Origin of the sequence: Rhodobacter sp. CZR27 (assembly GCF_002407205.1) — a bacterium.
Lineage (GTDB): Bacteria > Pseudomonadota > Alphaproteobacteria > Rhodobacterales > Rhodobacteraceae > Cereibacter_A.
The window spans coordinates 161,784-188,651 of record NZ_CP023548.1; the positions used below are offsets into that span (position 1 = coordinate 161,784).

Genomic DNA, 26,868 nt, shown 5'->3' on the forward strand with positions numbered 1-26,868 from the left:
TCTCCGCATGAAAGCGTGAAGGCTGTTGCGCGCGCGCCCACCCTGGAGGCGGGCGCCCGGACACGTCAGCCCATGCGCTCGGAGGCGTGCGCGCCGGGCGAGGCCGGGAAGACGACGGTCTTGTTGCCGTTCAGGAACACACGGTGGTGGATGTGGGCGTGGATCGCCCGCGCCAGCACCGAGGCTTCGACGTCGCGGCCGAGGCTCACGTAATCCTCGGGGCTCTGCGCATGGGTGATCCGCACGGTGTCCTGTTCGATGATCGGGCCTTCGTCGAGGTCGGCGGTGACGTAATGCGCCGTGGCGCCGATGAGCTTCACGCCGCGCTGGTAGGCCTGCTTGTAGGGGTTCGCGCCCTTGAACGAGGGCAGGAACGAGTGGTGGATGTTGATGATCTTCCCCGACATCCTGGCGCAGAAGGCATCCGACAGCACCTGCATGTAGCGGGCGAGCACCACGAGTTCCGCCCCCGTCTCCTCGACCAGCGCCATCAGGCGCGCCTCGGCATCGGGCTTGTTCTCCTTCGTCACCTTGATCAGGTGGAAGGGAATGTCATGGTTCACGACCTGCTTCTGGTAGGTCAGGTGGTTCGAGACCACGCCCACGATGTCGATTGGAAGGCCCCCGATCCGCCAGCGGTAAAGCAGGTCGTTCAGGCAGTGGCCGAAGTTCGACACCATCAGCAGGACCTTGATCTTCTTCGCGGTGTCGAAGATCTGCCACTCCATCCGGAACTCGTCGGCGACCGCCGAGAAAGCCGTCTCGAGCAGGTCGAGCGTTGCGCCGGTCTCGGAGCGGAAGCCCACGCGCATGAAGAACTTGCCGGTCTCCATGTCGTCGAACTGCGCGGAATCGGTGATGTTGCAGCCGTTGTCCGCAAGGAAGTTCGCGATGGCTGCGACGATCCCCCGACGTGTCGGGCAGGTAACGGTGAGGACGAACTGCGGCATGGGCTCCCTCGGATTTTGCTCTTTGGCACTGGGCTATAGCGCCCGCGACGCGAGGGCACATCACAAAGCGACAGGCGGATGCGCGAATCTGACATCGCGTCGCAGGGGACGGGGGAGCGGGACGAAAGCGGCAAATGAAAGAGGCCCGCGCGTGGCACGGGCCCCTTCCGCCGTTCCGATCCTGGCTCAGCCGAAGACGCGGGTCAGTGCGCGGTCGATGGCATCGGTGATCCGGTCGATGTCGTCGGCCGTCGCGATCAGCGCGGGCGAGAGGCAGAGCGTGTTGTTGAAGCCCGGCAGGCTGCGGTTCGTCATGCCGATGATGACGCCCTGCGCCATCACGTCGGCCACCACCGCCGCCACGCGCTTCTCGTCCATCGGCTCTTTCGTGGCGCGGTCGGCGACCAGTTCCGCCCCGCAGAACAGGCCCTTGCCGCGCACGTCGCCGATGACGGCGTGCTTCTCCTGCAGCGCCTTCAGGTTTTCGATCACCCGCGCGCCCATCGTCAGGGTGTTGTCCAGCAGCCCCTCGTCCTCGATGATCCGCATGTTTTCCAGCGCCGCCACCGGCCCGGCAGTGCAGCCGCCGAAGGTCGAGATGTCGCGGAAGTAGCTCAGCGGATCGTCGGGATTGTCCTTGAACATGTCGAACACGGCTTCGGTCGTCACCGTGCACGAGATCGCGGCATAGCCCGAGGCCACACCCTTCGCCATCGTAACGAAATCGGGCTTCACGCCGTAGTTCTGGTAGCCGAACCACGTCCCGGTCCGGCCGAGACCGCAGACCACCTCGTCGATGTGGATCAGGATCTCGTATTTGCGGCAGATCTCCTGCACCCGCTCCCAATAGCCCGCGGGGGGCACGATCACGCCGCCGCCCGCCGTGACGGGTTCAAGGCAGATCGCGCCGATCGTGTCGGGTCCCTCGCGCAGGATCACCTCTTCGATGGCATCCGCCGCGCGCTCGCCATAGTTTTCGACATCCCACTGCTTGCGATATTCGAGGCAGTGCGGGACCATCACGAAGCCCGGGGTCAGCGGTCCATACTGCTCGGCCCGCTGCGGCTGGCCCGAAGTCGAGAGCGCGGTGATCGTGGTGCCGTGGTAGTCGCGCTCGCGGAACAGGATCTTGCCCTTGCGGCCCTTGTGGTGACGGTGCGAGATTTGGCGCACCATCTTGAACACCTTCTCGTTCGCCTCGGAGCCAGAGTTCGAGTAGTAGACCCGGCTCAGGCCCGGCATCTTCTCGATCAGCCGCTTGGAGAACTTCGAAGCCGGGATCGAGCCTGCGGAATGGGCGAAATAGTTCATCTTGATCAGCTGGTCACGGACGGCATTCGCGATCGACTCGCGGCCGTAGCCCACGTTGACCGTCCAGACCCCGCCCGACACCGCGTCCAGATGCTCCTTGCCGGTGGCATCCCAGACCCGCATCCCCTTGCCCTCGACGATGATCCTCGGATCGACCGTCTCGTATTGCTTGTGCTGGCTCAGATGGTGCCACATGTGCGCGCGGTCGGCTTCGATGACCTCGCTGAGGTCGTTCGTCTGTGCCAGGCCTTCCATTGCCGTTGCTCCCTGTCGGATTTCGTTCATTGACCGTTCGGTCCAGTTTGAGACCCGATCCGTCGGAAAGGCAACAGGTCGCGGGGGCAATTCGCGCTTCGTGAACGGCTCAGTGTTGCGGACGCTCGGCCCAGCCCGCGAAGATCCGCTCCAGCACGACGACGGCGTAGTAGAGGACGATCCCCAGGAAGGCGAGCGCGATCAGGACGGCGAACATCAGCGGGTAGTCGCCGTTCGTCTCGCCCGACTTGAAGAGTGCGCCAAGGCCGCGGCCGTGGGGGCTGACGATCTCGACCAGATTGGTCCCGATGAAGGCCAGCGTGACCGAGACCTTCAGCGCACCGAAGAACTCCGGCAGGGTCTTCGGCAGGGCAATCTTGCGGAAGATGGTAAGCTTCGATGCGCCGAGCGAGCGCAGGATGTCGCGATACTCTGGCTCCAGCGTCGAAAGTCCGATGCCGACCGAGACGGCGATGGGGAAGAACGAGATCAGGAAGGCCATCAGCACGGTGTTGAAGTCGTGCTGGCCGATGAAGATCAGCGCGATCACCGGCACGAGCGTCGCCTTCGGGATCGCGTTGAACCCCACCAGCAGCGGATAGAGCGCGTCGCGCGCGATGCGCGAGAAGCCCATGATCATCCCGAGGAAGGTGCCGAACACCACCGCCAGCGCCAGCCCCGCGACCGTGCGCCAGAGCGTCTGCCAGCCCATCGACAGGAAAAGCTCCCAGTAGCGCGCATAGGCCGGCGGCAGGTCCGAGGGCGAGGCCATCTTGTAGTTCGGCCAGCCGTTCGCCCAGACCACGAACTCCCACAGGCCTAGGAAGATCAGGATGGCGGCCACCGGCACGCCGATCTTGCCGAGCAGGTCCATCAGTGCCCTCCGTCCCGGCCTTGGGCGATCCGGATCTGGTCGCGCAGCAGGTGCAGCATCTCGGTCGCCTCGGGCGTATACAGCACGTCGATCCGGCGATCCGCCGGAAGGCCCACGTTCAGGATGAACTGGGTATGTGCCGGGCGGCCCGACAGCACGATCACCTGATCGCCGAGGAACACGCTCTCGCGCAGGTCATGGGTGATCAGCACGCAGGTGAAGGGCTCGGCCGCCCGCAGGTCGCGCATGGTCTGCCACAGATCCTCGCGCGTGAAGTTGTCGAGCGCCCCGAAGGGCTCGTCCATGATCAGCACGTCGGGCTTGTGCACGATGGCACGGCAGAGCGAGGCGCGCTGGCGCATGCCCCCAGAAAGCTGGCTGGGCCGCTTCCCCTCGAACCCCTTGAGGCCCACCATCTCGAGCAGCGCCATCGCGCGGTCGGTCCGGTCCTTCCGCGGCATCTTCGGCGCGACGATCTCGAGCGGCAGGATGACGTTTTCCAGGATTGTGCGCCATTCCAGCAGCACCGGGTTCTGGAACGCCATCCCCACCGTCTTGCGAGGGCTTGTCACCCGCTCGCCATGCAGCCAGACCTCGCCGCGGTCGGGCTTCATCAGCCCCGCCACCAGCCGCGTCAGCGTGGACTTGCCGCAGCCGGACGGGCCAACGACGGCGCAGAACTCGCCTTCGGGCACGGCGATGTGAAGGTCGTCCAGAACCGGCAGCGGGCCGACAGGCGTGCGGTAGGCGTGGGTGACGCCCCTGATCTCGATGAGGTTGGCCATGGGCTTTCCGGAACAGGCGGCGCCCGAAGGCGCCTGATGGTCACTCGAACGTCAGGCTGCCATCGGTGGGAAGCCAGGTGGGATCGAAGTAGAGCTTCGCATCCGGCTCATTCTGGAACTCGTAGACCGAGCGGGTCTGCTCGATGGCCTTGGCCATGCGTGCCGGATCCACGTTGCCCATGCCGTTAGCCTTCACCCAGTCGGTCAGCACGTTGTCCTCGATCGCCATCTGCAGCCGCCGCTGCTCCAGCGCCGGATCGGCGGCCGGGTTGCGCTCGATCAGCGCGGCGATGGCCGCCTCGGGGTCAGCCACGCTGTCCTTCCAGCCCTTCGCAACCGCCCGCAGGAAGCCGGTCATCGCCTCGGGATTGGCCTTGGCGAAGTCGGTGTTAACGATGATCGCATTGCCGTAAAGAGCCACGCCGTGGTCGGCCATCAGCAGGGTCGCGATGTCGTCCTCGGCCACGCCCAGCCGGATCAGGTTCAGCGTGGACGAGAACGAGAAGCCCGTGACGGCATCGACCTGACCTTCGGCCAGCATCGGCTCGCGCGTGGGGAAGCCGACGGGTTCCACCGTGATCTTGCCCATGTCGAGGCCGTTCTCGGCCGCGAAGATGGGGAACTGCGCCCAGGCGCCATCCGGCGGCGGCGCGCCAAGCTTCCGACCCTCCAGATCCTTCGGCGCGGCCACGCCTTGCGACTTGCGCCCCACCACCGCGAAGGGCGGCTTGTCGTAGATCATCATCACCGCCGTCACCGGCGCGCCAGGGTTCTGGTCGAGGAACTTCATCAGGCTGTTGATGTCGGCGAAGCCCACCGGGAAGGCGCCGGTCGCGACCTTCGGAATCGCGTCCAGCGAACCCGCGCCCTCCGAGACCTCCACCGACAGGTCCTCGGCCGCGAAGTGGCCCTTGTCGATGGCGACGAAATAGGGGGCTGCGGGCCCTTCGAACTTCCAGTCGAGGGCGAAGGGCATGGCGGTTTCGGCCCGGGCCGTCGCTGCGAAGGTTATGGCCGCGGCGAAGGCGGCAACGGAGGCGCGGAACATCGGTCTCTCCTCATGGGCGAAGTGGGTGAGAGACTGCCCGCCCTGATGGGACACGCAAGACAGGCAGACGGGCCTGGCACAGCCTGCGGGCGAGTGTGCCCAACATGGCCGCAGATGTCGATCGGCTGCCTGCCAAATGGGCGGAAGCGCGCATCATCCCACCCGGCGGAGAAGCGCCTGCGCCGCAGCGGGGTTGGCCGGCTTGTGCCCCGAGATGACGAACAGGAACACGTCCCTCGGGCCGGTTGCCTGCGGTGTGCCGGCGGCCACGCAATCGAGATCCGCCGGCGCGTCGCCCCCGGCCAATGCTCGCGCCCGTTCCGCCCAGCGGTCGAGATCGGCGGCCGGATAGCCTTCGGGTTCCTCGGGGCGGGTTCCCATGATGCGCACATAGGCGAAATCGGCGGTGGCATCGGCGATCTGCGGATGCTCGCTGTCGCCGGCCGTGACGACGGCGATGCCGCGCTCGCGCGTCATGGCGATCAGGGCGGGATCGCGGAAGCTTTCGTGGCGCAGTTCGACGGCGTGGCGCAGGCGACGACCGCCATGTTCGGGCGGCAGCAGCGCGAGGAAGGCTGCGAAATCGTCGGGCTCGAACCGTTTCGTCGGCAGGAACTGCCAGTTGATCGGGCCAAGCTTGTCCTTCAACTCGAGAATGCCACTGTCCAGGAACCGCGTAATGGACGGACCGGCCTCGGACAGCCGCTTGCGGTTGGTGGCGAAGCGTGGCGCCTTCAGGGTGAAGACGAATCCCTCGGGCACCTCGTCATGCCAGCGCCGGAAGCTCTCGGGCTTCTGCGACCCGTAGTAGGTGCCGTTGATCTCGAGGGTTGTGAAGATCCGGCCGGCATGTTCCAGTTCGCGCTTCTGCGGCAGGCCCTCGGGATAGAAGGTCCCGCGCCAGGGCTCGAACACCCAGCCGCCGACGCCCACACGGATCATCTGGTCCCCCACGAAAAGTCGGCAGGCGGATGCCCCGCCTGCAGTGCAGGCCCCGAACGCCCAGCATGGGGCCGGGGTTCCGCAACGTCTGATCGTCTCAAGGGAAAATGGTGAGCGGGGTGGGTATCGAACCCACGACCAGCTGATTAAAAGTCAGCTGCTCTACCACTGAGCTACCCGCCCTCACCATCGTCCGGAGCGAGCGATCTTCACCGTCGCTCCCGACAGGGCCGCTCTCTACGCACTGGGCGGCGGGGGGTCAAGGGCCAATCTCGCAGAAATCTTCCGCGCTCTGGCAAAAAGAGTCAGAGGGGCGTATAGGCTGCGGCATGATGGACATGGGCGCTTCCTCGGGCCTCGGCTTCATGAAGATGCATGGAGCGGGCAATGACTTCGTGGTGATCGACTCGCGCGGACGCGGCGGGGCGGTGACGACTGCCGCGCTGGCGAAGGCACTGGGCGACCGGAACCGGGGCGTGGGGTTCGACCAGCTGGCCGAGATCCGCGACAGCGACGAGGCCGACTTCGCGCTCGACTTCTGGAACTCGGACGGCTCGCGGGCTGGTGCCTGCGGCAATGCCACGCGCTGCGTGTGCGATCACGTCATGCGCGGGCTGGGGCGCGAGTCGGTGTCGCTGGTGACGGCGCGCGGGCGGCTGATGGCGCTCAGGCGTCCGGACGGGCGCGTTTCGGTGAACATGGGACAGCCGCAGCTGCTGTGGTCCGAGATCCCTCTGGCCGAAGCGGTGGATCGCGCCCATCTGCCGGTGGACGGCGATCCGGCCGCCGTCGGGATGGGCAATCCGCATTGCATCTTCTTCGTGGAGGATGCGGCTGCCGTCGACCTGTCCGCGCGGGGCCGGGTGATGGAGCATCACCTCCTGTTTCCCCAGCGCACCAACGTCGAGTTCGCCAGCCTCTCCGGCCCCGACCGCCTGCGCCTGCGCGTATGGGAGCGCGGGGCGGGCATCACGCTCGCCTGCGGCTCGGGCGCCTGCGCGACGGCGGTCGCGGCGGCCGAGCGCGGCCTCACCGCGCGGCGCGTGACGCTCGACATGGATGGCGGCACCCTTGAGGTCGACTGGCGCGAGGATGGCGTCTGGCTCTCCGGTCCCGTGGTGCATGTTTTCGACGGTCGCCTTTCGGCCGACTGGCTGGCGGCGGTGGCATGAGCGCGCCGGTCTTCTCCACCCTCGGCTGCCGGCTGAACGCCTACGAATCCGAGGCGATGAAGGAACTGGCCGAGGCGGCGGGTCTGGACAATACCGTGGTGGTCAACACCTGCGCCGTCACGGCGGAAGCGGTGCGCAAGGCCAAGCAGGAGATCCGCCGCCTGCGCCGCGACAACCCGGGCGCCACGATCATCGTCACCGGCTGTGCGGCGCAGACGGAACCCGCGACCTTCTCGGCAATGCCCGAGGTGGACCGCGTGATCGGCAACACCGAGAAGATGCAGGCCTCCACCTGGGCCGCGATGGCGCCCGACCTGATCGGGCAGACCGAACGGGTGCAGGTCGATGACATCCTGTCGGTGCGCGAGACCGCGGGCCACCTGATCGACGGCTTCGGCCGCCATCGCGCCTATGTCCAGGTCCAGAACGGCTGCGACCATCGCTGCACCTTCTGCATCATTCCCTACGGTCGCGGCAATTCGCGCTCGGTTCCCGCCGGGGTGGTGGTCGAGCAGATCCGGCGGCTGGTGGACAAGGGCTTTGCCGAGGTCGTGCTGACCGGGGTGGACCTGACCTCCTGGGGGGCGGACCTGCCGGCTGGCCCGCGCCTCGGCGATCTGGTCATGCGGATCCTGCGGCTGGTGCCGGACCTGCCGCGCCTTCGGATCTCGTCCATCGATTCGATCGAGGTGGATGAGGCGCTCATGCAGGCCATCGCGACCGAGCCGCGGCTGATGCCGCACCTGCACCTGAGCCTCCAGCACGGCGACGACCTGATCCTGAAGCGGATGAAGCGGCGGCACTTGCGCGACGACGCCATCCGCTTCTGCGAGGAGGCGCGGCGGCTGCGGCCCGATCTGGTGCTCGGCGCCGACATCATCGCGGGCTTCCCTACCGAATCCGAAGCGGCGTTCGAGAACTCGCGGCGGCTGGTCGGGGACTGCGGGCTGACCTTCCTGCACGTCTTCCCCTTCTCGCCCCGGAAGGGCACCCCGGCTGCCCGGATGCCGCAGCTCGCCGGCCCCGTGATCCGCGAGCGGGCGGCGCGGCTGCGCGCGGCGGGCGACGCCCGGCTGCTCCGTCACCTCGAGGCGCAGCGCGGGCTGACCCACCGCGTCCTCATGGAAGGCCCGCGCCTCGGGCGGACCGAGCAGTTCACCGAGGTCGCCTTCGCTGCCGACATGCCCGAGGGGAGGATCGTCTCCGCCACCATCACCGGGCACGACCAAGGCCGCCTGACCGCCGAGGTTGCCGCGGCCGGCCTTGCGGCGTAAAAGCCTGCCATTCCAGTGAAAGGCCCTGTCATGACCGCACCGAAACCCGTCGTCCTCTGCATCCTCGACGGCTGGGGCCTCCGCGCGGAGCGCGAGGCGAATGCCGTGGCGCTGGCGGATACGCCCACCTTCGACCGGCTGATGGCGACCTGCCCGAACGCGACGCTGATCACGCACGGGCCGGACGCCGGCCTGCCGCGTGGGCAGATGGGCAACTCCGAGGTTGGTCACACCAACATCGGTGCGGGTCGCGTCGTGGCGATGGATCTCGGCGCCATCGACCTCGCCGTCGAGGAGGGCACGTTTGCCACGAACCCGGCGCTGCGCGACTTCGCGGCGAAGGTGAAGGCGGCGGGCGGCACGGCGCATCTGATGGGTGTGGTCTCGGACGGCGGGGTGCATGGCCACATCGTGCACCTGCTCGCGGCCGCCCGGGCACTGGCGGACGACGGGCTGCCGGTGGTGATCCACGCGATCACCGACGGGCGGGACGTGCCGCCGGCTTCGGCCGGTGTCTACGTTGAACAGCTTTTGCGTGACCTGCCGCAGGGCGCCCGCGTTGGCACGGTGATCGGGCGCTACTGGGCGATGGACCGCGACAAGCGCTGGGACCGCGTACAGCGCGCCTCCGACGCGATGCTCCACGGCAAGGGCGAGCGCGCCGCGGATGCGGCCGCGGCGGTGGCCGAGGCGCTCGCCCGCGGCGAGACCGACGAGTTCATCGCGCCGACCGTGGTGGGCGGCTATGCCGGGATGGCGGATGGCGACGGCTTCTTCTGCCTGAACTTCCGCGCCGACCGCGCGCGAGAGATCCTGTCGGCGCTGGCCCAGCCCGGCTTCGCCGCCTACGAGACCGGCAAGCGTCCTGAATGGTCCGCCTTCCTCGGCATGGTGGATTACTCCAAGGAACACGATACCTTCATGACCGCCGCTTACCCGAAGCAGGTCATCCGCAACACACTGGGGGAATGGGTGGCGCGGCACGGCCTTCGGCAGTTCCGCATCGCCGAGACCGAGAAATACCCGCACGTCACCTTCTTCCTGAACGGCGGCAAGGAGGTGCCCGAGACCGGCGAGGTCCGCTACATGGCGAACTCGCCCAAGGTCGCGACCTATGACCTGCAGCCCGAGATGTCGGCGCCCGACGTGAGCGATCACCTCGTCGAGGCGATCGGGCAGGGCTATGACCTGATCGTCGTGAACTACGCCAACCCCGACATGGTGGGCCATACCGGCGACCTGAAGGCCGCCATGGCCGCCTGCGAGGCGGTGGACCGGGGCCTCGGCCGGGCCGTCGAGGCCGTGACGAAGGCGGGCGGCGCGATGATCGTGACCGCCGACCACGGCAACTGCGAGATGATGGTGGACCCCGTGACCGGCGGTCCCCACACCGCCCACACGACGAACCCGGTGCCCGTGATCCTCGTGAACGGGCCGGCGGGCGCGCGGCTGCACGACGGGCGGCTCGCCGACCTCGCGCCGACGCTCCTGCAACTGATGCAGCTTCCGCAGCCCGAGGAGATGACCGGGCGGAGCCTGATCGACGCATGATCCGCGCCTGCGCCCTCGCGCTCGCGCTTCTCGCCACGCCGGCTTCGGCCGTCACCGTGGCGCAGGAGGCGGCGCAGGCGGCCCGTGACCTGCAGGCCGCGGTGACGGCGCTGCAGGAGGCGCAGGGCGCGCGCGATCAGGTCTCGGCGCTGACGACGACGATCAGCGCCTACGAGAAGGGTCTGGCCGCCCTGCGCGAGAACCTGCGGCAGGCGGCGATCCGCGAATCCGTCCTCGCCATGCTGCTCGAGGCCAAGCGCGACGAGGTGGCCCAGCTTCTGGGCGTCCTGGCCCGGATGGATGCGCGGCCGGGACCGCTGCTGCTGATGCACCCGGCGGGGCCGCTCGGGACCGCGCGTTCGGGAATGATCCTCTCGGAGGTGACGCCCGCTCTGCTCTCGCAGGCCGAGTCGCTGCGCCAGCAGCTGCAGGAGATGCGCGACCTGCGCGAGTTGCAGACCGCCGCCGGCAAGACCCTGTCCGAGGGGCTGGCCGTGGCGCAGGAGGCGCGCACCGCGCTCAGCCATGCGATCTCGAACCGGGTGGAGCCTCCGAAGCGGTTCACCGACGACCCTGAGGTGCTCAGGGGCCTGCTGGAAAGCGCCGACACTCTCGACGCCTTTGCCGGAGGGCTGGCGACCGGCGATCCCGATGCCGCCGCTCGCGATTTCGAGGGTGCGCAGGGCCGCCTGCCCCTGCCGGTGCTGGGCACGATCCTCAGGCGCGCGAACGAGGCCGATGCGGCAGGCGTCCGCCGGCCCGGCATGCTGGTCGCGACGCGGCCGCAGGCGCTGGTGACCGCGCCCTGGCCCGCGACGATCCGCTATCGCGGGCCGCTGCTCGACTACGGAAATGTGATGATCCTGGAGCCCGGCGCCGGTTATCTGCTGGTGTTGGCAGGTCTGGGGACCGTCTATGGTGACACCGGCGAGGTGGTCGCGGCCGGTGCGCCGCTGGGCCTGATGGGCGGCGGCGGGACGGGAGCGGCGGATTTTCCCTCGTCGGGCGGCCAGGGTGCTGGCGTGCGCGACACGGAGACGCTTTATTTGGAACTGAGACAAGGGGCCGAGCCGGTCGATCCGGCGCAGTGGTTCGCGGTGGATGGGGAATAGGACCGGCATGAGGAAGTACATGATGGCCGCGCTGGGCGGCACCGTCGCCGGCGCGCTGCTGGCCACCCAGGTGGCCGGCCCGCTCGTCGCGCAGGAGCAGCAGCGGTCGAGTTCCGTCTACGAGCAGCTCGACCTGTTCGGCGACATCTTCGAGCGGATCCGCGGCCAGTATGTCGAGGAGGTCGAGACCGACAAGCTGATCGAGGCCGCGATCAACGGCATGCTGACCTCGCTCGATCCCCATTCCAGCTACCTGCCGCCGGACGATTTCGACGACATGCAGGTGCAGACACGCGGCGAATTCGGCGGTCTCGGCATCGAGGTCACGCAGGAAGAGGGCTTCGTCAAGGTCGTCTCGCCGATGGACGGCACGCCCGCGGACGCTGCGGGCATCCAGGCGGGTGACTTCATCACCCATGTGAACGGCGAGTCGGTCCTCGGCCTCACGCTCGACCAGGCGGTGGACATGATGCGCGGCCCGGTGGGTTCCGAGATCATCATCACCGTGGTGCGCGAGGGCACGGCCGAGCCGTTCGACGTCTCGATCATCCGCGACACGATCAAGCTCGTGGCCGCCCGCAGCCGCGTGGTCGGCAACACCGTGGTCGTGCGCCTGACCACCTTCAATGACCAGACCTTCGCCGGGCTGAAGGAAGGGCTGGAAAGCGGCGCGAAGGAACTGGGCGGGCTCGACAAGATCAACGGCGTGGTGCTCGACCTGCGCAACAACCCGGGCGGCCTGCTGACGCAGGCGATCCAGGTCTCGGACGCCTTCCTCGACAAGGGCGAGATCGTCTCGACCCGCGGCCGCGAGGCCAGCGACGGCGAGCGCTTCAACGCGACCACCGGCGACCTGATCGGGGGCAAGCCGATGGTCGTGCTGATCAACGGCGGCTCGGCCTCGGCCTCCGAGATCGTGGCGGGCGCGCTGCAGGATCACCGCCGGGCCATCGTCGTCGGCACCAAGAGCTTCGGCAAGGGATCGGTGCAGACCGTGATCCCGCTGCGCGGCGAAGGCGCGATGCGCCTGACCACGGCGCGCTACTACACGCCGTCGGGCCGCTCGATCCAGGCGCTGGGCGTGGCGCCGGACATCGTGGTGAACCAGCCGCCCGCCAAGCCGCCCGCGACCGAGGAGGAGGCCGAGGCGCCGAACGCCGCCCCCCGTGGCCGGTCCGAGGCCGACCTGCGCGGGGTGCTCACGAACGACTCGATGACCGAGGACGAGAAGAAGCAGCTCGAGGCCGAGCGTGCCCGCGCCGAGGAGGCCGCCAAGCTGCGCGACGAGGATTACCAGCTGGCCTACGCGGTGGACATCCTCAAGGGTCTTTCGGCCATCGAAGTGAAGCCCTGAGATGGAGCGCGTGATCGACCCCGAGGCGCTGCCCTATCGCCCCTGCGTGGGCATCGTGCTGATCAACCGCGAGGGGCTCATCTTCGCCGGGCAGCGGATCGACAGTCCGCTGCCCGCCTGGCAGATGCCGCAGGGCGGGATCGACGACGGCGAGAAGCCCCGCACCGCTGCCCTGCGCGAATTGTGGGAAGAGACCGGCATCCCCGAGGATCTGGTGGAATTCGTCGCGAAGGCGCCGGACTGGGTGACCTACGACCTGCCGCCCGAGCTTCTGGGCAAGGTCTGGGGCGGCAAGTATCGTGGCCAGCGGCAGAAGTGGTTCCTGTTCCGCTACCTTGGCAGTGACGATCAGGTGGGGATCGGCACCGACCATGCCGAATTCTCGTGCTGGCGCTGGATTGGCGCGGACGAGATGATCGCCGCCATCGTTCCGTTCAAGCGCGCCGTCTATGAACAGGTGGTGGACGCCTTCCGCGACCACCTGCGCTGAGCTGGGTCAGCCGTTCTCGCGCAGGACCGCTCCCGCCAGATAGAGCGAGCCGCAGATCAGCACCCGGGCCTCGGGCTGGTCGGCGGCAATGGCAGCCAGCGCCTCGGCCACGGACCCTGCCGTGATCGCGTCGATGCCGGCCGCCAGCGCCGCGGCTTCGGTGTCCTTGGCCGGCAGGGTGTTCTTCTCGCCCGGGATCGCCACGGCATGCAGCCGCGCGACATGCGGGGCCAGCGGGCGCATGTAGCCCGTCACGTCCTTGGTGTTCAGCATGCCGCAGATCAGATGCGTGGGCCGGGCGGGCATCCGCGCCAGCGTCGCGGCGATTGCCTCGCCCCCCGCCGGATTGTGCCCGCCATCGAGCCAGAGTTCGATCCCGGGGGCGAGGTCGGCCAGCGGGCCGCGGCGCAGGCGCTGCATGCGGGCCGGCCAGTCGGCGCGGGTGACGGCGGCCGCGCAGGCGGCCTCGCCATGTCCGAGGTGGCGCAGCGCCATCAGTGCGGCGCCGGCGTTCTGGATCTGGTGCGGCCCGGGCAGGTTCGGCAGCGGCAGGTCGAGAAGCCCGGTCTCGTCCTGAAAGACCAGCCGCCCGCGCTCTTCCAATGCGTGCCAGTGCTGGCCATGCGCCAGAAGCGGCGCACCCAGCCGTTCGGCGCGGGCCTCGATCACGGCCAACGCCTCGGGCGCCTGCGGGCCGACGACGCAGGGAACAAGGCGCTTCAGGATGCCGGCCTTTTCGCCGGCGATCTCGGGCAGCGTCTCGCCCAGATATTGCTGATGGTCGATCGAGACCGGCGTGATGATGGTCAGCGCCGGCCGGTCCACCACATTGGTCGCATCGAGCCTGCCGCCCAGCCCGACCTCCAGCAGCACGGCATCGGCCGGGGTGCGCGCGAAGGCGAGGAGCGCCGCGCAGGTGGTGATCTCGAAGAAGGTGATCGGGTCCGGCCCGTTCGCCGCGAGGCATTCGTCCAGCAGCGCTGCCAGCGCCGGCTCCTCGATCAACTCGCCGGCCAGCCGGATCCGCTCGTGGAAGCGGGCGAGGTGCGGCGAGGTATAGGCGTGAACCCTCAGCCCCGCGGCCTCCAGCCCCGCCCGGATCATCGCCTGCGTCGAACCCTTGCCGTTCGTGCCGGCAATGTGGATCACCGGCGGCAGGCTGCGCTCGGGGTGGCCGAGGGCCGCGAGCAGCCGGTGCACCCGGTCGAGCGTGAGATCGATGACCTTCGGGTGCAGGGACATCATCCGGTCGAGGATGACGTCCGAGGCGGGCAGGCTCACTCGGCGGCCTTGTCTTCCACCACCGCTTCCGGCGTGGCGGGCGGCGGCATCAGGTCGATCACCGGCCGGATCTCGGGGGCGGGAAGCTCGCCCTTGATGGCCGGCGGCTGGTTCATCAGCATCCGGATGATGGTGACGAGTTCCTCGCGCATGTTCTTGCGGTGGGTCACCCGGTCGAGCATCCCGTGATCCAGCAGGTATTCCGCACGCTGGAAGCCCTCGGGCAGGGTCTCGCGGATGGTCTGCTCGATCACGCGGGGCCCGGCAAAGCAGATCAGCGCATTCGGCTCGGCGATCTGCACGTCGCCCAGCATCGCATAGCTTGCCGTCACCCCGCCGGTCGTCGGATGCGTCAGCACGCAGATATAGGGCAGCCCCGCCTCGCGCAGCATCTGCACCGCAACGGTGGTGCGCGGCATCTGCATCAGCGACAGGATCCCCTCCTGCATCCGCGCGCCACCCGCGGCCGCGAACAGGATCAGCGGGCATTTCAGCTTCACCGCCCGCTCGGCCGCCGCGATGATGGCGTTGCCGACATACATGCCCATGGAGCCCGCCATGAAGCTGAAGTCCTGCGCGGCGGCGACGACCGGCGTGCGGGCCATCTCGCCCTCGACGACCAGCATCGCCTCCTTCTCGCCGGTGGACTTCTGCGCCGCCCTCATCCGCTCGGGGTAGCGCTTCTGGTCGCGGAACTGCAGCGGATCGGCCAGCGGCACCGGAACCTCGACCTCGGTGAAGATCCCGCCGTCGAACATCACCGCGAACCGCTCGCGCGGGCTGATCGCCATGTGGTGGTCGCAGGTCGTGCAGACGTTCTGGTTCTCGGCCAGCTCGCGGTGAAAGAGCATCGTCCCGCATTCGGGACACTTCGTCCACAGGTTCTCCGGCACCTCGCGGCGCGAGAACAGCGAGTTGATCTTCGGGCGGACGTAGTTGGAGATCCAGTTCATGCGGGGCTTGCCCTTCCGGTCGCAGCGTTGGTGCCGAGATAGTCCGCAGGGGCGGGAAATGCAATCGGGCGGGGGCCCCCTGTGACGCCCGCGCGCGGGTGGCGGCCCCTGCGCTGCCAAGCGCGCCGCGCCCGGACCGGCAACGCGGATCACTCGTCGGCCGTGACCACGCTCTGCGTCCGCAGCCAGTCCGAGGGCGCGACGAGGGTGGCGCAGAGCGCGCCATAGGCCAGAAGGAACAGCGCGAGCGACAGGACCCTCGGCCGCGGCGACAGCGCAGCGCGGCGGAGGCTTTCCGTGCGGGCGTCGATCATGCCGTCGCCGGCGTCGAGCCGGCGGCGCAGGGGGTGAAGCTCGGACATCGGAGGCGGGGCGAGGGAATCGGGGATCATGGTGCAGGTCACGGCTGCGGGTCCTACAGGAGCGTCCGGGCCGGTTCAAGCGTGGGCTGGATGGCCCCGGGCGGCGATCAGCGAACATTGTTCCCGGCAACGGCCCCAAGTCGGCAGAAGATCCTGACGCAGGCGGGGTTTATGGGCTGTTTTACGGACCATCATTCCCGACTGCGTTTATCGTCCTTTTCTTCCGCGGCAGCCCCGGAAGCTGTGCCGGCCGGTCGGCGCGAGAATTGCGTCTTGCTCGGCGAAGGGCGGGAGATTATGCCAGTTCCGAGGGAGGTTCCCCATGAAATCCAGATGCTTGCGGCCCGAAGGGGCGTCGGGCGCCGCGATCCCGTTTCCGGCACGGGGACGTGTCCGATGACGGGCCGGATCCTGATCCTTGGCCTTGCCCTCGCGATGGCGGCAGGTGCGGCGCTTGCGGCGCAGGGCGTGCATGTGGCGGCGCCTGCCGGCTATTGCATCGACCGCGAGGCCAGCGCCGGACACGGCCTCGTCCTCATGGGGCGGTGCGAGGGCGACAGCGAGCGCCCTCCCGCGATCCTGACGGCGGTGGTGGGTCCATCCGGCTCGGGGATGGACGTCAGGGCGCGAGGGCAGGAACTGGCGGCCTTCTTCTCCTCGACCGAAGGGCGCGCCGCGCTCAGCCGGTCGGGAAATGCGCGGCGGGTGGAGCTGCTCGAAGCGCGGGGACGGGGCGAGGCCTTCCTTCTGCGCCTTCGGGACACCAGCCCCGGCCATCACGGCCAGACGGAGGGCTGGCGCGCCGTCCTGTCGCTGAACGGGCGGCTTGTGACCCTGACCGCGACCGGGACCGGCGCGGCGCCGCTCTCGCGCGAGAATGGCAAGCGGCTGATCGGCGCCTTCGTCGATGCGATGGAAGCCGCCAATCCGCGCGGCCGGCAGGCCGGGAACTGAGGATACAGATGCAGGTCCCGGGCCCGGGAGCAGAGGAAGTTGGGTGGCGATGAGCAGGCGCCTGCGCTCCCTCATGGGCCGGCTGTTCCACCGGGCCGTGCTTCGGCGCTGGTCGCGTGCGGCCGATTCCGCCGCGGCGATCGATCTCGGGACGCTGCGACGGCAGCGCGCGCAGGCCCGGACCCTGCGGCGGCAGCTCGACCGGCTGCTGCACACGGCCGAGAACCGGCTGGCGCTGCCGCTGATCGGCTCGAAGGCGATGCGGCGCCCGATGGGGACGGACTGGACGTGGCGGCCCGACCTCTGGCGCGGCCCGATCGCCACCACCGGCATCGCGGCGGCCCCGCGCCGGGCAGAGATCGCGGCAGGGACGACACTCTTTCACGACTGCCCCGAAGCCGAGATCACAGTCCGCCAGATCCGCAACACGCGCGAGGCGGACCTTGCACCCTATGGCCTGCGGCTCGACGTGTTCCGTTTCGGCGGCAGCTTCCTGTCGGTCGTCCTCGATCTTCCCGACGAGGCGGTTCAGGGCCTGCAGCTGCGCCACGTGATCCGGCTGGAGGTCACCGCCGAATGCGAACGCCCACTTCGGGTCTTTGCCCGGCTGAACGTGCGGCACGGGCCCAACACCGAGGAGATCGTTCAGGGGATCGCGGTGGATGGCGGCGAGAGTGCGGCCGAGTTCGACCTTGCCTATACGCGCATGGTCGAAAAGCGGGTCGAGAAGATGTGGGTGGACCTGATCCTCGACCGACCCGAGATGAACCAGATCATCCTGCGCGACGTGACGCTGAGCCGCCGCCCGCGCGCCGAACTGTGAGGAGGTGGCGATGAACCTCAGTCAGACGCGGATCCGCGGCGGTTCCTGGGAGGGACTGCTGACCGGGTCCGAGGAGCGGCCAGAGCTGACGGTCACGCTTCTCGATGCGCCGCTGCCGGGTGTCGAAGTTGCCCCGCTCCCGGATCGTCCGGGTGCCTGGGCCGTCCGGGTTCCCATTCCCGCCGAGGCGCTGAACGAGGGTGTCCAGACCTTCCTGATCCGCGAGCGGACGTCGGGAGAGAAGCTGGCCCATTTCACCATCATCACCGGGGTTCCGGTCGAGGATGATCTGCGGGCGGAAGTGGATCTCCTGCGGGCCGAGCTTGACATGCTCAAGCGGGCCTTCCGGCGGCACTGCACGGAGACGACGGGCTGAAAGCCCGCCGTCGTGGCGGCACCGGATCAGTCGCGGTTGTAGTACCCGTACATCTGTTCGAGAACGCTGAGGTTCCGCAGCTGGCGGGTGTTGCGCTCGGGCATGAAGTAGGCCGGAGCGATTTCGGCGGCGCGGGCGGCAGTCATGGGACGATGATCGTGTTTCATGGTCGTTCTCCTTTGGCCACCGATATAAACCTCACAGATTTCTTGACTTCTCCCTAATGCTGCATGCCTCCCATGCCGGCGCTGCAACGCAGCGCGACACCGTGACGCAATTTTGTTGCGCGTTCATCCTTGGCCACGTGACATTGTGTCTTCGGCGCGCCGCCTGCCTCGGACGGGTCGTCGCAGGTCCGCCCGCCCGCGTCGCGAATCGCTTCGCGGGATTTCCGCGCCGCATGATTTCCCCGACTTGCCTGCCGCGTTCCGCAATCCTGCCCGATTTGTCCGCAATAGCGGTGGGACGCCTCAGACTGTGCTCACGGGAAGAACGGCAATGGACCGACTGACGGAAATGGAAGCCTTCGCGACGGTCGTTGACCAGGGCGGGTTCACCGATGCCGCGAAGAAGATGGGGATCTCGAAGTCGGCAGTGTCCAAGCACGTCTCCGCGCTCGAGGCGCGGCTGGGCGCACGGCTTCTGAACCGGACGACGCGGCGCGTCAGCCCGACCGAGATCGGGCTGGCCTATTACGACCGCGCCCGGCGCGTGCTGAACGACGCGGGCGAGGCCGATGCGCTGGTCACCTCGATGCAGTCGGCGCCCTCGGGCCTTCTGCGCATCTCGGTCGCGACCGACTTCGGCGTGAACCTGCTGTCGCCGATCCTCGGGGACTTCCTGCTGGAATATCCCGAGATCACCGTGAACATGGTGCTTAACAACCGCTATGTGGAGCTGATCTCGGAAGGCTTCGACATGGCGATCCGGGTGGGCGAGCTGGAGGACTCCAGCCTCCGGGCCCGCAAGCTGACCGATACCACGAAGCGGATGATCGCCTCGCCGCGCTACTTCGAGCGCTACGGGCGGCCGGCGAAGATCGACGACCTGAACGATCACAAGCTTCTGCATTACTCCAACCAGGCGAACGGCAACGTCTGGAAGATCACCTCGCCCACCGGCGAGAAGCGGCAGATCCGCACGGCCGGCTGGCTGACGGTGAACGACGGCCAGTCTTTGCTGAACGCGGCAATCTCGGGGCTCGGCATCGCCTATCTCCCGTCGTTCCTGTTCGCCGAGGCGATGCGCGAGGGTCTGGTGGAGGAGGCGATCCCCGGCCTGCCGGTCGAGACGCTGGGGATCTATGCCGTCTATCCGCCCGGCCGCTTCACCCAGCCCAAGGTGCGCGCCTTCATCGACTTCCTTGCGCGGCGCTATATCGACAAGGGTCCCGACCGCTGGTGATCAGCCGGCCGTTGCCGGCATGACCTCGACCCGGCGGTTGCGGGCGCGGCCCTCCTCGGTGCCGTTGGGCGCCCGCGGCGCGAGCGATCCGACGCCCTCGGCCGTCACCTGATCACCCGCCACGCCGTGCCGGGCGATCAGCCGGTCGCGCACGGATTCCGCCCGCGCCCGTGACAGGGCCACGTTCGCGGTCAGGCCGCCGGAGGCGTCGGTATGCCCGACCAGCGCCACCCGCCGCGCCGGATCCTGCGCGAGCCAGTCCGCCAACTCGGCGAGAGAGGCATAGCTGCCCTCGGCCAGCTCCGCCGAGCCGCTGGCGAAGACCAGATCCTCCAGCACCGCCGATCCTCCCAGCGACAACCTGCTGCCGAGGGAATCGCCCGGCGGCTCGGGCGTGGCTTCCGGCGCGTCCGGCGGTGCCGGCATCCCGGCAGGGGCGGGGTCCGCCTCGGGTGCCGGATCGCCTGTCGCCGCGGCGACGCGGATAACCTGCGCGAAACCTGAGGCGGCCGAGCGGCTGACCAGCAGGCTCACCGCCTCGGGCCCGGCGGGTGTGTCCCGCAGCCCGGCATAGAAGCGGAAATCGCCAAGATCGACATGCATGTCCGGCTCGGGCAGGACGTCGGTCGCATAGCGGAAGTCGAACCCGCCGCAGCCATCCGTCTCGCACTGGAATAGGGTCCGGAACCCCTCCGCCTCGAGCGAAGACCGCAGCGGTGCAAGCAAGTCCAGGGTCGAGCCGGCGGCGGCATCGCGACGCCATGCGCTGCGGGTGACGGTGCCCTCGATCACGCGGACGGGCAGGCCCTGCTCCACCCAGCGCCCGATCGGCAGGCGATAGCTTGCGCCGTTCTCCTGCACACGCTCGGCCAGCGTCCATGGCTGGGGCAGGTCAAGGGCAAGCGCAAATGCCGGCGGCCCGATCAGCACCGCTGCGACCGTTCCCGCAAAGGTCGCCATGCTGCGGCGCCGGACCGCCCGACGCGAACCTGATCCTGCCACCTGCTCCGGCCTCTCTCGGGCTCATTTCATTCGATAGTGATACTGTCCCACAACTTGCAGCCCCAGAGAAGCATAGAGCGCGCGCGCCGGCAGATTTGCGCTTGTAACGACAAGGGAAAATCGTGTGGCGCCATGATCTTGAGCCCAACATGCTGCACGCCGCAGCATGTTGTTGGCCGATCCCAGCCGGCGCAGCGAGGGGGTTACCTCCAGCGCATGAAGCATCGCATCCCTGCCGTGGATGGCGACGAAGGCCGCCCCGGACGGCCGGTCGTCCTGACGGCCGAGCAGGCAGCATTTCGGGACGGCGACGCGCTCCATCACCGCCACGCGCTCCGGTCCGATGCCGCCTTCGGACCAAAGGTCGCGCACGATGCCGAGCGGAGGCCAATGCGGAAAGGCCGCCATTCCCGAGGGCGGTTCCGCCGCCAGCGCCGTCACCGGCGCGGCATAGGCGGTCACGGGGTCCACGATCCGGTAGCCGCGCTGCTCCAGGGCTGCGTCCAGCGCCTCCTCGCCGGCACGCAGCATGAACAGCGCGGGCTGCCCCAGCGCCGCCATCGCGGCCTCGGCCCCGGGAAGGTCCTCGGGCGTCCATTCTGCTTCGGCCGTCGCGGCCGAGACGCGCTTGCCGCCGCCCCGGCCGTCGCGGATCGTCCAGGGACCGATGCGGCGGTGCGCTGCCGGCGGCCAGGTCGCCTCGAGCGTGGCGTAAAGCTCGGCCGGGGTCATCGCGGCTGCGGGAACAGCGCGGCGAGCCGCGTCATCGCCTCCGAGATCCGGCCCGGATCGGTTCCCCGGATCACCAGGTTCGCGCCATAGGCGCCGTTCTGGATGAAGGGATAGCTGCCCATCTGAAGGTCAGGATAGTCGGCGGCAAGCGCGGCGAAGGGGGCGGCGATCTCGCCCTCGCCGCGGTCCACCCGCAGCGACTGGCTGAGCAGCGGCTCGCCCCCCGTCAGCGTCGGCAGGACCGAGGCCACCATCGCCTGGAAGATGTTCGGCACGCCGGCCATCACGTGCACGTTGCCGATGGTGAAGCCCGGCGCGGCCGAGACCGGGTTGTCGATCAGCGTGGCGCCTTCCGGGATGCGCGCCATCCGCTGGCGCGCCTCGTTGAACTCCAGCCCGGTGCGCGCGTAATGGGCTGCCAGCAGCCGGTAGGCGTCCTCGCGGATGCCGATGGGCACGCCGAAGGCCTCGGCGATCGCCTCGGCGGTGATGTCGTCATGCGTGGGTCCGATGCCGCCCGAGGTGAAGACGTCGTCCCAGCGGGCACGAAGGGCGTTCACCGCCTCGATGATCGCGGCGCGGTCATCGGCCACGCAGCGGATCTCGCACAGGCGGATGCCGTGGCGCGTCAGTTCGCCCGCCAGATAGTGGCTGTTGCCATCCCGGGTGCGGCCCGAGAGTATCTCGTCCCCGATCACGAGCATGGCGGCGGTGGGGTTCGCAGGCATCGGCTCCTCCCTTCGAATGGAGAAGCTATAGGGCCGCAGGCAGGCCGTTTCAAACCTTTCGCGGGCCGCTGCGGTCTGGCAAAGGTCCGAAAGCTTGACTATCTTCGTCCGGAAAGGTTACCGGCAAGCGACCAGACCAGAAGGACAGGCCCAGTGGACGAGACGCGCGGGCGCATCACCAAGAACGGCATCCGGATCTACGACCCCGAGGACTTTCAGGGCATGCGGACGGCCGGGCGCATCGCGGCCGAGATCCTCGATGTCGTCTGCCCGCTGGTGCAGCCCGGAGTGACCACGGCCGAGATCGACCAGTTCATCACCGACGAGATCGGGCGGCGCGGCGTGACCTCGGCCACCATCGGCTACAAGGGCTACCAGCACGCCTCGTGCATCTCGGTGAACCACGTGGTCTGCCACGGGATCCCGGGTGCGAAGGTGCTGAAGGATGGCGACATCCTGAACATCGACGTGACGGTGATCGTCGATGGCTGGTATGGCGACACGAGCCGGATGTATGTGGCGGGCATGCTGGGCCGCAAGGCGGAACGGCTGCTCGAGGTCACCCACGACGCGCTGATGAAGGGCATCGAGGTGGTGAAACCGGGCGCCACCTTCGGCGACATCGGCGCCGCGATCCAGACCCATGTCGAGAACAACCGCATGTCGGTTGTGCGCGATTTCTGCGGCCATGGCCTCGGCCGGGTGTTCCACGCGCCGCCGAACGTGCTGCACTACGGCCGCGCCGGCACCGGACCCGTGCTCGAGGAAGGCATGTTCTTCACCATCGAGCCGATGGTGAACCTCGGCCGGCCCGAGACCAAGGTGCTCGCCGACGACTGGACCGCCGTCACCCGCGACAAGTCGCTTTCCGCGCAGTTCGAGCATTCGGTGGGCGTGACCGCGGACGGCTGCGAGATCTTCACGCTGTCGCCCGCCGGCCGGTTCTACCCCACCTGGCCGGTGTCCGAGTAAGCCTCAGCGGCTGAAGGTGATCGGCAGGGTGAAGGTATAGCTCGGGTCGGTCAGGGCCGTGGGCGCGCTCGGGAACCGACCGGCAGAGGTGACCGCGCGCAGCGCAAGCTGGTCGAGCCGGGCGTTCCCCGAGGACCGCGCCACCGAGGCCGCGCCGAGGCTTCCGCCTTGGGCCACCGTCAGCCGCACCACGACTTCACCCGCCATCCCCTGCGCGGACCGCGTGCGTCGCTGGATGCGCTTGCGGATCTCTGCTCCCCACCGCGCCTTCAGATTGTCCACCTCGCCTTTCGAGGCCGCCGCAACGGCCCGGCCCGCGGCCTGGGGCTGCGGTGCCTGCGCCTGTTGCGGTGGCGGCGCGACCGTCCGCTTCGTCTCGCGCTTCGCCTCGGGCACGGGTTCCCGAACGGGCGGGTGCAGCGGCCGCGGCCGGGGGCGAAGCTCGGGCGGTGCCTCCGCGACCTGCTGGGGCGGGGGCGGCGGCGGATCGTAGGCAAGGCTGTCGGGGACAGGGGGCGCGAGATCGGGCAGCGGCTCCACCTCTGCCGGCGGCCGCGGATCCGGCGGTGGCGGGGCAAGGTCCGGCGCGAGGTCGGCCATCTCCTCGACCGGGCGCGCGACCGGCGCCTCGGTCATCGGCACTTCCGGCGCGGGCTCGGGTGCGGCGATGGCAGCCGAGGCGGCCGGGGCGAGATCCATGTAGACGGCATCCTGCAGCGCATCGCTCCGCCCGAGGTTCTCGCTGCGCATCACGGCCGTGGTGGCTGCCGCCGCGGTCGCTGCCACCGTCAGAGCGGCGAGCGACCAGCCCGCCAGTTCGCGCCGCAGGTGGCGCGGCCCGAGGCTGTGGCGCCAATCCGCGAGATGGCTCATGGCGCCGCCCCCGGCCGGGCCTCGAGGCCGACCAGGGCCACCTTGAGGTAGCCCGCCCCGCGCAGCAGGTCCATCACCCGCATCACGTCGCCATAGGCCACGGCCTCGTCGGCGCGCAGGAAGATCCGGGTCTCGCGGTCGCCGCCGGTGGCCGCATCAAGCTGCGCGCCAAGCCCCTCGCGCGCCACGGCGGCGTTCTTCAGCGAGAGCGTCAGGTCCTTCTGCAGGCTCAGGAACACCGGCTCGTCCGGGCGCTGGCTGCGGCTGGCGGTCGAGCCCGGCAGGTCCACCGGCACGTCCACCGTCGAAAGCGGTGCCGCCACCATGAAGATGATCAGCAAGACAAGGATCACGTCGATGAAGGGTGTGACGTTGATCTCATGCGTCTCGGCCAGCTCGTCCTCGCCGTTGCTCCGGAACCCCGCCATGCCTCAGCCCCTCCGCGCCGCGCGGAAGTCGAGGTCGCGGCTCAGCATCCGCTCGACCGCGGCACCGGCATCGCCGAGGCGCAGCCGCCAAGCGGCGATCGACCGGACGAAGTGGTTGTAGATCACCACCGCCGGAATCGCCGCCACGAGGCCCATGGCGGTGGCCAGCAACGCCTCGGCGATGCCCGGGGCCACGACGGCGAGGTTGGTGGTCTGGCTCTGCGAGATGCCGATGAAGGCATTCATGATGCCCCAGACCGTGCCGAACAGGCCCACGAAGGGCGCGGTCGAGCCGATGGTTGCCAACAGGCCGATGCCGCGCCGAAGCCGCTCGCTGCCCTGCGCCTCCACCCGTTCGAGGATCGAGCGCACGCGCTCCTTCAGGCCCGAGGTGCCCGCCCCGTCCAGTGCGGCATCCGAGCGGCGCATCTCCTCGAGCGCGGCGCGCGCCATGAAGGCCGCGGGATCGGAGCGTCCGGCAAGTTGCCCGGCCGCCTCGTCCAGCGTCGCCGCCTGCCGGATCGCCCCGGCCGAGCGCCCGAGGCGGCGCCGGGCGAGGGCAAGCTCCACCGCCTTGAACAGCAGCACCGTCCAGGTCAGGAAGCTGGCCGCAGCAAGCAGGATCATTACCGCCTGAACCACCCAATGCGCCGCCTCGAACATGCCCCATGGGGTCAGTTCGTGCGGCAGGACGGGCACGGGTGCTGCGGCGGTCCCGACGGCCCCGCTCCCACCCGGGGCTTCGGCCGCGGTGGCGCCGGCCGGCGGGATCTCCGGCGCCGCTGCGGCAGGGGGCAGGGAGGGCGCGGCGGGCGCTTCGGCCGGGGCAGCCTGCATCCGCGGGGCGAGATCGGGAACCGCCGGCGGCTGCTCCTGTGCCTGCGCCGCGCAGGCGAAAAGGAGCACGATCAGCATCGGGCGCAGGAACAAGGCCATCGGGAACATCATCCGGAATTCGCCGCCCCCCGGCGGCACTGTGTTTCTGGCTTGTGTCTCGCTGGCCGGCAGGTATCCGAGTCGCAGCAAGGTCGCGGCTGCGCCCCGTTTACTGTATGTTTACCAAAATGGTCAAGTTTTCAGAGCGGTCAAAGCGCCGCGGTCCCACTGTCGGCGGAAGCGTCCGCCCACGCGCCGCCTCGCCCGCGCAGGCAAAAGTCGCGTTGGAGTTTACGAGCGTCCTGCCTCAGAGGATCGGCTTGCCGCCGGTGACGGCGATGGTCGCCCCCGAGGTGTAGCTCGACAGCGGATCTGCCAGCATCACATAGGCCGTCGCCAGTTCCGCCGGCTGGCCGGGGCGCTGCATCGGCACCTGCTTGCCGAAGTTTCTCACCTTCTCCCCCGGCATGGTCGAGGGAATGAGCGGCGTCCACACCGGACCCGGTGCGACGCAGTTCACCCGGATTTCCTTTTCCGCCAGCATCTGCGCCAACCCGCCGGTGAAGTTCTGGATCGCGCCCTTGGTGGTGGCATAGGCCAGAAGATGCGGGCTGGGCGTGTCGGCATTGACCGATGTCGTGTTGATGATCGAGCTTCCCGGCCGCATGTGCGGCACGGCGGCCTTGGACAGGTAGAACATCGCGTGGATGTTGACGCGGAAGGTCAGCTCCCACTCCTCGTCCGGGATCTCGTCCAGATCGCTGAACGAGGCCTGATGCGCCGCATTGTTCACGAGGATGTCGATGCCGCCCAGTTCGGACACCGCCCGGTCGATGATCGCCCGGCAATGCTCCGCGTCCTGGATGTCGCCGCGCACCAGCACCGCCTTGCGGCCTGCCTCGGTGACCAGCCGCTCCGTCTCGGCGGCGTCCTCGTCCTCCGAGAGGTAGGAGATCAGCACATCCGCCCCCTCGCGCGCGAAGGCCAGCGCCACGGCGCGTCCGATGCCGCTGTCGGCGCCCGTGATCACCGCCTTCATGTCGCGGAGCTTCCCCGAGCCGCGATAGCTTTTCTCGCCATGATCCGGCGGCGGATCGAGCTTCGCGGTGGTGCCCGGCATGGACTGGGCCTGATCGGGGAACGGCGGTTTCGGGTGGTCTGTCATCCTGGCCTCCACTGACGGGATCGGACCGGGCAACCCGCAGCGCCGGCCGATGTTCCGGGCGGCAGACGAAGGCCCAGCGCCCGGCTTGACCGCCGCGGGCCCGGCCCGCATCATCGGCCGTCTCGGAAGAACAGCGGAGGGAGGAGGCCCATGGCGGGCTTCGATGCCGCCCGGCGTCGCATGGTCGAGGAGCAGGTTGCCGCCCGCGGGATCCGGGACCCGCGTGTCCTTCAGGCGATGCGCGGGGTGCCGCGGGAACGGTTCCTGCCGGGGCGGGAGGCGCTGGCCTTTCTCGACGGGCCCCAGCCGATCGCGGGCGGCCAGACCATCTCGCAGCCCTATGTCGTCGCGCTGATGGCCGAGGCGGCGCGGATCGGGGCGGCCGACCGGGTGCTCGAGATCGGCACCGGTTCGGGCTATGCGGCGGCGGTTCTGGCGGAACTCGCCGCCCGGGTGGTCACGGTCGAGCGGCTCGCGACGCTGGCGGACGAGGCGCGGCAGCGGCTTGCCGATCTGGGCTGCACGCGGATCGAGGTGAGGCTGGGCGACGGCACCCTCGGCGCGCCCGATCTTGCGCCCTTCGACGCCATCATCGTCTCGGCGGGCGGTCCCTCGGTCCCGAAGACGCTGTGCGACCAGCTGGCGATCGGCGGCCGGCTGGTGATCCCGGTCGGGCCCGACGTCGGGCGCCAGCGGCTGCTGCGCATCACCCGCCGCGAAGACGGTGCACTTGCCGAGGAGGATCTTGGCGCCGTCCACTTCGTGCCGCTGATCGGCGAAGGCGGCTGGGCCGATACCTTCCGGTCCGCCTAGGCTGCCGG

At 69.0% G+C, this 26,868-nt stretch carries 29 protein-coding genes and 1 tRNA gene; 12 read left to right on the forward strand and 18 right to left on the reverse strand.

What is annotated here, in order from left to right; all coding sequences use genetic code 11:
• Positions 1 to 65: 65 nt before the first annotated feature.
• The 7 genes from purU to CK951_RS00775 all read right to left on the reverse strand — a co-directional run bounded on the left by purU (position 66) and on the right by CK951_RS00775 (position 6,348).
• Complete coding sequence (gene purU / locus CK951_RS00745; protein ID WP_096784360.1) at positions 66 to 950, reverse strand: formyltetrahydrofolate deformylase; 885 nt, start codon at positions 948 to 950, stop codon at positions 66 to 68.
• 186 nt (positions 951 to 1,136) lie between these two features.
• A complete protein-coding gene (tpa, locus tag CK951_RS00750) occupies positions 1,137 to 2,516 on the reverse strand; it encodes a hypotaurine--pyruvate aminotransferase Tpa (RefSeq protein WP_096784361.1) in 1,380 nt (459 codons plus the stop codon).
• A 109-nt stretch (positions 2,517 to 2,625) separates the two neighbouring features.
• Positions 2,626 to 3,390: an ABC transporter permease gene (locus tag CK951_RS00755; protein ID WP_096784362.1), complete on the reverse strand. Its 765-nt coding sequence runs from the start codon at positions 3,388 to 3,390 to the stop codon at positions 2,626 to 2,628.
• On the reverse strand, positions 3,390 to 4,175 hold the full coding sequence (locus CK951_RS00760; RefSeq protein WP_096784363.1) for an ABC transporter ATP-binding protein: 786 nt from the start codon (positions 4,173 to 4,175) through the stop codon (positions 3,390 to 3,392). The genes CK951_RS00755 and CK951_RS00760 overlap by 1 nt, the downstream gene beginning before the upstream one ends.
• Before the next feature lie 40 nt (positions 4,176 to 4,215).
• Complete coding sequence (locus CK951_RS00765) at positions 4,216 to 5,223, reverse strand: ABC transporter substrate-binding protein (protein WP_096784364.1); 1,008 nt, start codon at positions 5,221 to 5,223, stop codon at positions 4,216 to 4,218.
• A 153-nt stretch (positions 5,224 to 5,376) separates the two neighbouring features.
• A complete protein-coding gene (locus CK951_RS00770) occupies positions 5,377 to 6,165 on the reverse strand; it encodes a DUF72 domain-containing protein (protein ID WP_096784365.1) in 789 nt (262 codons plus the stop codon).
• Positions 6,166 to 6,273: 108 nt separating this feature from the next.
• Positions 6,274 to 6,348, reverse strand: a tRNA-Lys gene (locus tag CK951_RS00775).
• Between the two features lie 146 nt (positions 6,349 to 6,494).
• On the opposite strand from CK951_RS00775, the gene dapF reads away from it, so the two are divergent.
• Genes dapF through CK951_RS00805 form a run of 6 tightly spaced genes read left to right on the forward strand, consistent with a single transcriptional unit; the run spans position 6,495 to position 13,118 of the window.
• Positions 6,495 to 7,337: a diaminopimelate epimerase gene (gene dapF, locus CK951_RS00780; protein WP_096784366.1), complete on the forward strand. Its 843-nt coding sequence runs from the start codon at positions 6,495 to 6,497 to the stop codon at positions 7,335 to 7,337.
• The gene (gene mtaB, locus CK951_RS00785; RefSeq protein WP_096784367.1) at positions 7,334 to 8,611 is read left to right on the forward strand and encodes a tRNA (N(6)-L-threonylcarbamoyladenosine(37)-C(2))-methylthiotransferase MtaB; all 1,278 of its coding nucleotides are present in this window, start codon (positions 7,334 to 7,336) and stop codon (positions 8,609 to 8,611) included. The genes dapF and mtaB overlap by 4 nt, the downstream gene beginning before the upstream one ends.
• Positions 8,612 to 8,641: 30 nt before the next feature.
• On the forward strand, positions 8,642 to 10,162 hold the full coding sequence (gpmI, locus tag CK951_RS00790) for a 2,3-bisphosphoglycerate-independent phosphoglycerate mutase (protein WP_096784368.1): 1,521 nt from the start codon (positions 8,642 to 8,644) through the stop codon (positions 10,160 to 10,162).
• Complete coding sequence (locus CK951_RS00795) at positions 10,159 to 11,274, forward strand: murein hydrolase activator EnvC (protein ID WP_096784369.1); 1,116 nt, start codon at positions 10,159 to 10,161, stop codon at positions 11,272 to 11,274. Before gpmI ends, CK951_RS00795 begins: the two co-directional genes overlap by 4 nt.
• 7 nt (positions 11,275 to 11,281) lie before the next feature.
• Positions 11,282 to 12,628, forward strand: a complete 1,347-nt coding sequence (locus CK951_RS00800; protein WP_096784370.1) for a S41 family peptidase — start codon at positions 11,282 to 11,284, stop codon at positions 12,626 to 12,628.
• A 1-nt stretch (position 12,629) separates the two neighbouring features.
• On the forward strand, positions 12,630 to 13,118 hold the full coding sequence (locus CK951_RS00805) for an RNA pyrophosphohydrolase (RefSeq protein ID WP_096784371.1): 489 nt from the start codon (positions 12,630 to 12,632) through the stop codon (positions 13,116 to 13,118).
• A 6-nt stretch (positions 13,119 to 13,124) separates the two neighbouring features.
• Here CK951_RS00805 and CK951_RS00810 read toward each other — a convergent pair whose 3' ends face one another.
• The 3 genes from CK951_RS00810 to CK951_RS00820 form a co-directional block, all read right to left on the reverse strand.
• The gene (locus CK951_RS00810) at positions 13,125 to 14,399 is read right to left on the reverse strand and encodes a folylpolyglutamate synthase/dihydrofolate synthase family protein (RefSeq protein WP_096784372.1); all 1,275 of its coding nucleotides are present in this window, start codon (positions 14,397 to 14,399) and stop codon (positions 13,125 to 13,127) included.
• Positions 14,396 to 15,352 (reverse strand): acetyl-CoA carboxylase, carboxyltransferase subunit beta, encoded by a 957-nt coding sequence (accD, locus tag CK951_RS00815; protein WP_096784373.1) that lies wholly within the window; start codon positions 15,350 to 15,352, stop codon positions 14,396 to 14,398. Before accD ends, CK951_RS00810 begins: the two co-directional genes overlap by 4 nt.
• A gap of 149 nt (positions 15,353 to 15,501) precedes the next feature.
• Positions 15,502 to 15,744, reverse strand: a complete 243-nt coding sequence (locus tag CK951_RS00820; protein ID WP_157764485.1) for a hypothetical protein — start codon at positions 15,742 to 15,744, stop codon at positions 15,502 to 15,504.
• Positions 15,745 to 16,110: 366 nt separating this feature from the next.
• Between CK951_RS00820 and CK951_RS00825 the strand changes: the two genes are divergently transcribed.
• The 3 genes from CK951_RS00825 to CK951_RS00835 are packed head-to-tail and all read left to right on the forward strand — an operon-like array spanning position 16,111 to position 17,867.
• Entirely contained in the window at positions 16,111 to 16,668 is a 558-nt protein-coding gene (locus CK951_RS00825; RefSeq protein WP_232520652.1) for a cation transport ATPase, read from the forward strand.
• 49 nt (positions 16,669 to 16,717) lie between these two features.
• On the forward strand, positions 16,718 to 17,491 hold the full coding sequence (locus CK951_RS00830) for a DUF6478 family protein (protein WP_198402379.1): 774 nt from the start codon (positions 16,718 to 16,720) through the stop codon (positions 17,489 to 17,491).
• Between the two features lie 10 nt (positions 17,492 to 17,501).
• Positions 17,502 to 17,867 carry a hypothetical protein gene (locus tag CK951_RS00835; RefSeq protein ID WP_096784375.1) on the forward strand — a complete coding sequence of 122 codons (366 nt, stop codon included), beginning with the start codon at positions 17,502 to 17,504 and terminating at the stop codon, positions 17,865 to 17,867.
• Between the two features lie 26 nt (positions 17,868 to 17,893).
• Here CK951_RS00835 and CK951_RS00840 read toward each other — a convergent pair whose 3' ends face one another.
• Positions 17,894 to 18,034, reverse strand: a complete 141-nt coding sequence (locus CK951_RS00840) for a hypothetical protein (protein WP_096784376.1) — start codon at positions 18,032 to 18,034, stop codon at positions 17,894 to 17,896.
• Between the two features lie 331 nt (positions 18,035 to 18,365).
• Here CK951_RS00840 and CK951_RS00845 point away from each other — a divergent pair, with 331 nt between their 5' ends.
• The gene (locus tag CK951_RS00845) at positions 18,366 to 19,271 is read left to right on the forward strand and encodes a LysR family transcriptional regulator (RefSeq protein ID WP_096784377.1); all 906 of its coding nucleotides are present in this window, start codon (positions 18,366 to 18,368) and stop codon (positions 19,269 to 19,271) included.
• On the opposite strand, the gene CK951_RS00850 is transcribed toward CK951_RS00845, so the two are convergent.
• From CK951_RS00850 to CK951_RS00860, 3 genes are all read right to left on the reverse strand, one after another.
• Positions 19,272 to 20,231, reverse strand: coding sequence for an OmpA family protein (locus CK951_RS00850; RefSeq protein WP_096784378.1), 960 nt, complete (start codon positions 20,229 to 20,231; stop codon positions 19,272 to 19,274).
• 63 nt (positions 20,232 to 20,294) lie between these two features.
• Positions 20,295 to 21,005, reverse strand: coding sequence for an N-acetyltransferase (locus CK951_RS00855; protein WP_096784379.1), 711 nt, complete (start codon positions 21,003 to 21,005; stop codon positions 20,295 to 20,297).
• The gene (locus CK951_RS00860) at positions 21,002 to 21,733 is read right to left on the reverse strand and encodes a molybdopterin-binding protein (RefSeq protein WP_096784380.1); all 732 of its coding nucleotides are present in this window, start codon (positions 21,731 to 21,733) and stop codon (positions 21,002 to 21,004) included. Before CK951_RS00860 ends, CK951_RS00855 begins: the two co-directional genes overlap by 4 nt.
• Before the next feature lie 153 nt (positions 21,734 to 21,886).
• On the opposite strand from CK951_RS00860, the gene map reads away from it, so the two are divergent.
• A complete protein-coding gene (map, locus tag CK951_RS00865; RefSeq protein WP_096784381.1) occupies positions 21,887 to 22,705 on the forward strand; it encodes a type I methionyl aminopeptidase in 819 nt (272 codons plus the stop codon).
• Positions 22,706 to 22,708: 3 nt separating this feature from the next.
• Here the strand turns inward: map and CK951_RS00870 are convergent, their stop codons facing one another.
• The 4 genes from CK951_RS00870 to CK951_RS00885 all read right to left on the reverse strand — a co-directional run bounded on the left by CK951_RS00870 (position 22,709) and on the right by CK951_RS00885 (position 26,047).
• The gene (locus CK951_RS00870; RefSeq protein ID WP_096784382.1) at positions 22,709 to 23,578 is read right to left on the reverse strand and encodes an energy transducer TonB; all 870 of its coding nucleotides are present in this window, start codon (positions 23,576 to 23,578) and stop codon (positions 22,709 to 22,711) included.
• Entirely contained in the window at positions 23,575 to 24,006 is a 432-nt protein-coding gene (exbD, locus tag CK951_RS00875; RefSeq protein WP_096784383.1) for a TonB system transport protein ExbD, read from the reverse strand. The genes CK951_RS00870 and exbD overlap by 4 nt, the downstream gene beginning before the upstream one ends.
• 3 nt (positions 24,007 to 24,009) lie before the next feature.
• On the reverse strand, positions 24,010 to 24,942 hold the full coding sequence (exbB, locus tag CK951_RS00880; protein ID WP_096787121.1) for a tonB-system energizer ExbB: 933 nt from the start codon (positions 24,940 to 24,942) through the stop codon (positions 24,010 to 24,012).
• 247 nt (positions 24,943 to 25,189) lie between these two features.
• Positions 25,190 to 26,047 (reverse strand): SDR family oxidoreductase, encoded by an 858-nt coding sequence (locus tag CK951_RS00885; protein WP_096784384.1) that lies wholly within the window; start codon positions 26,045 to 26,047, stop codon positions 25,190 to 25,192.
• A gap of 150 nt (positions 26,048 to 26,197) precedes the next feature.
• Between CK951_RS00885 and CK951_RS00890 the strand changes: the two genes are divergently transcribed.
• The gene (locus CK951_RS00890; protein ID WP_096784385.1) at positions 26,198 to 26,860 is read left to right on the forward strand and encodes a protein-L-isoaspartate(D-aspartate) O-methyltransferase; all 663 of its coding nucleotides are present in this window, start codon (positions 26,198 to 26,200) and stop codon (positions 26,858 to 26,860) included.
• The last annotated feature ends 8 nt before the right edge of the window (positions 26,861 to 26,868 follow it).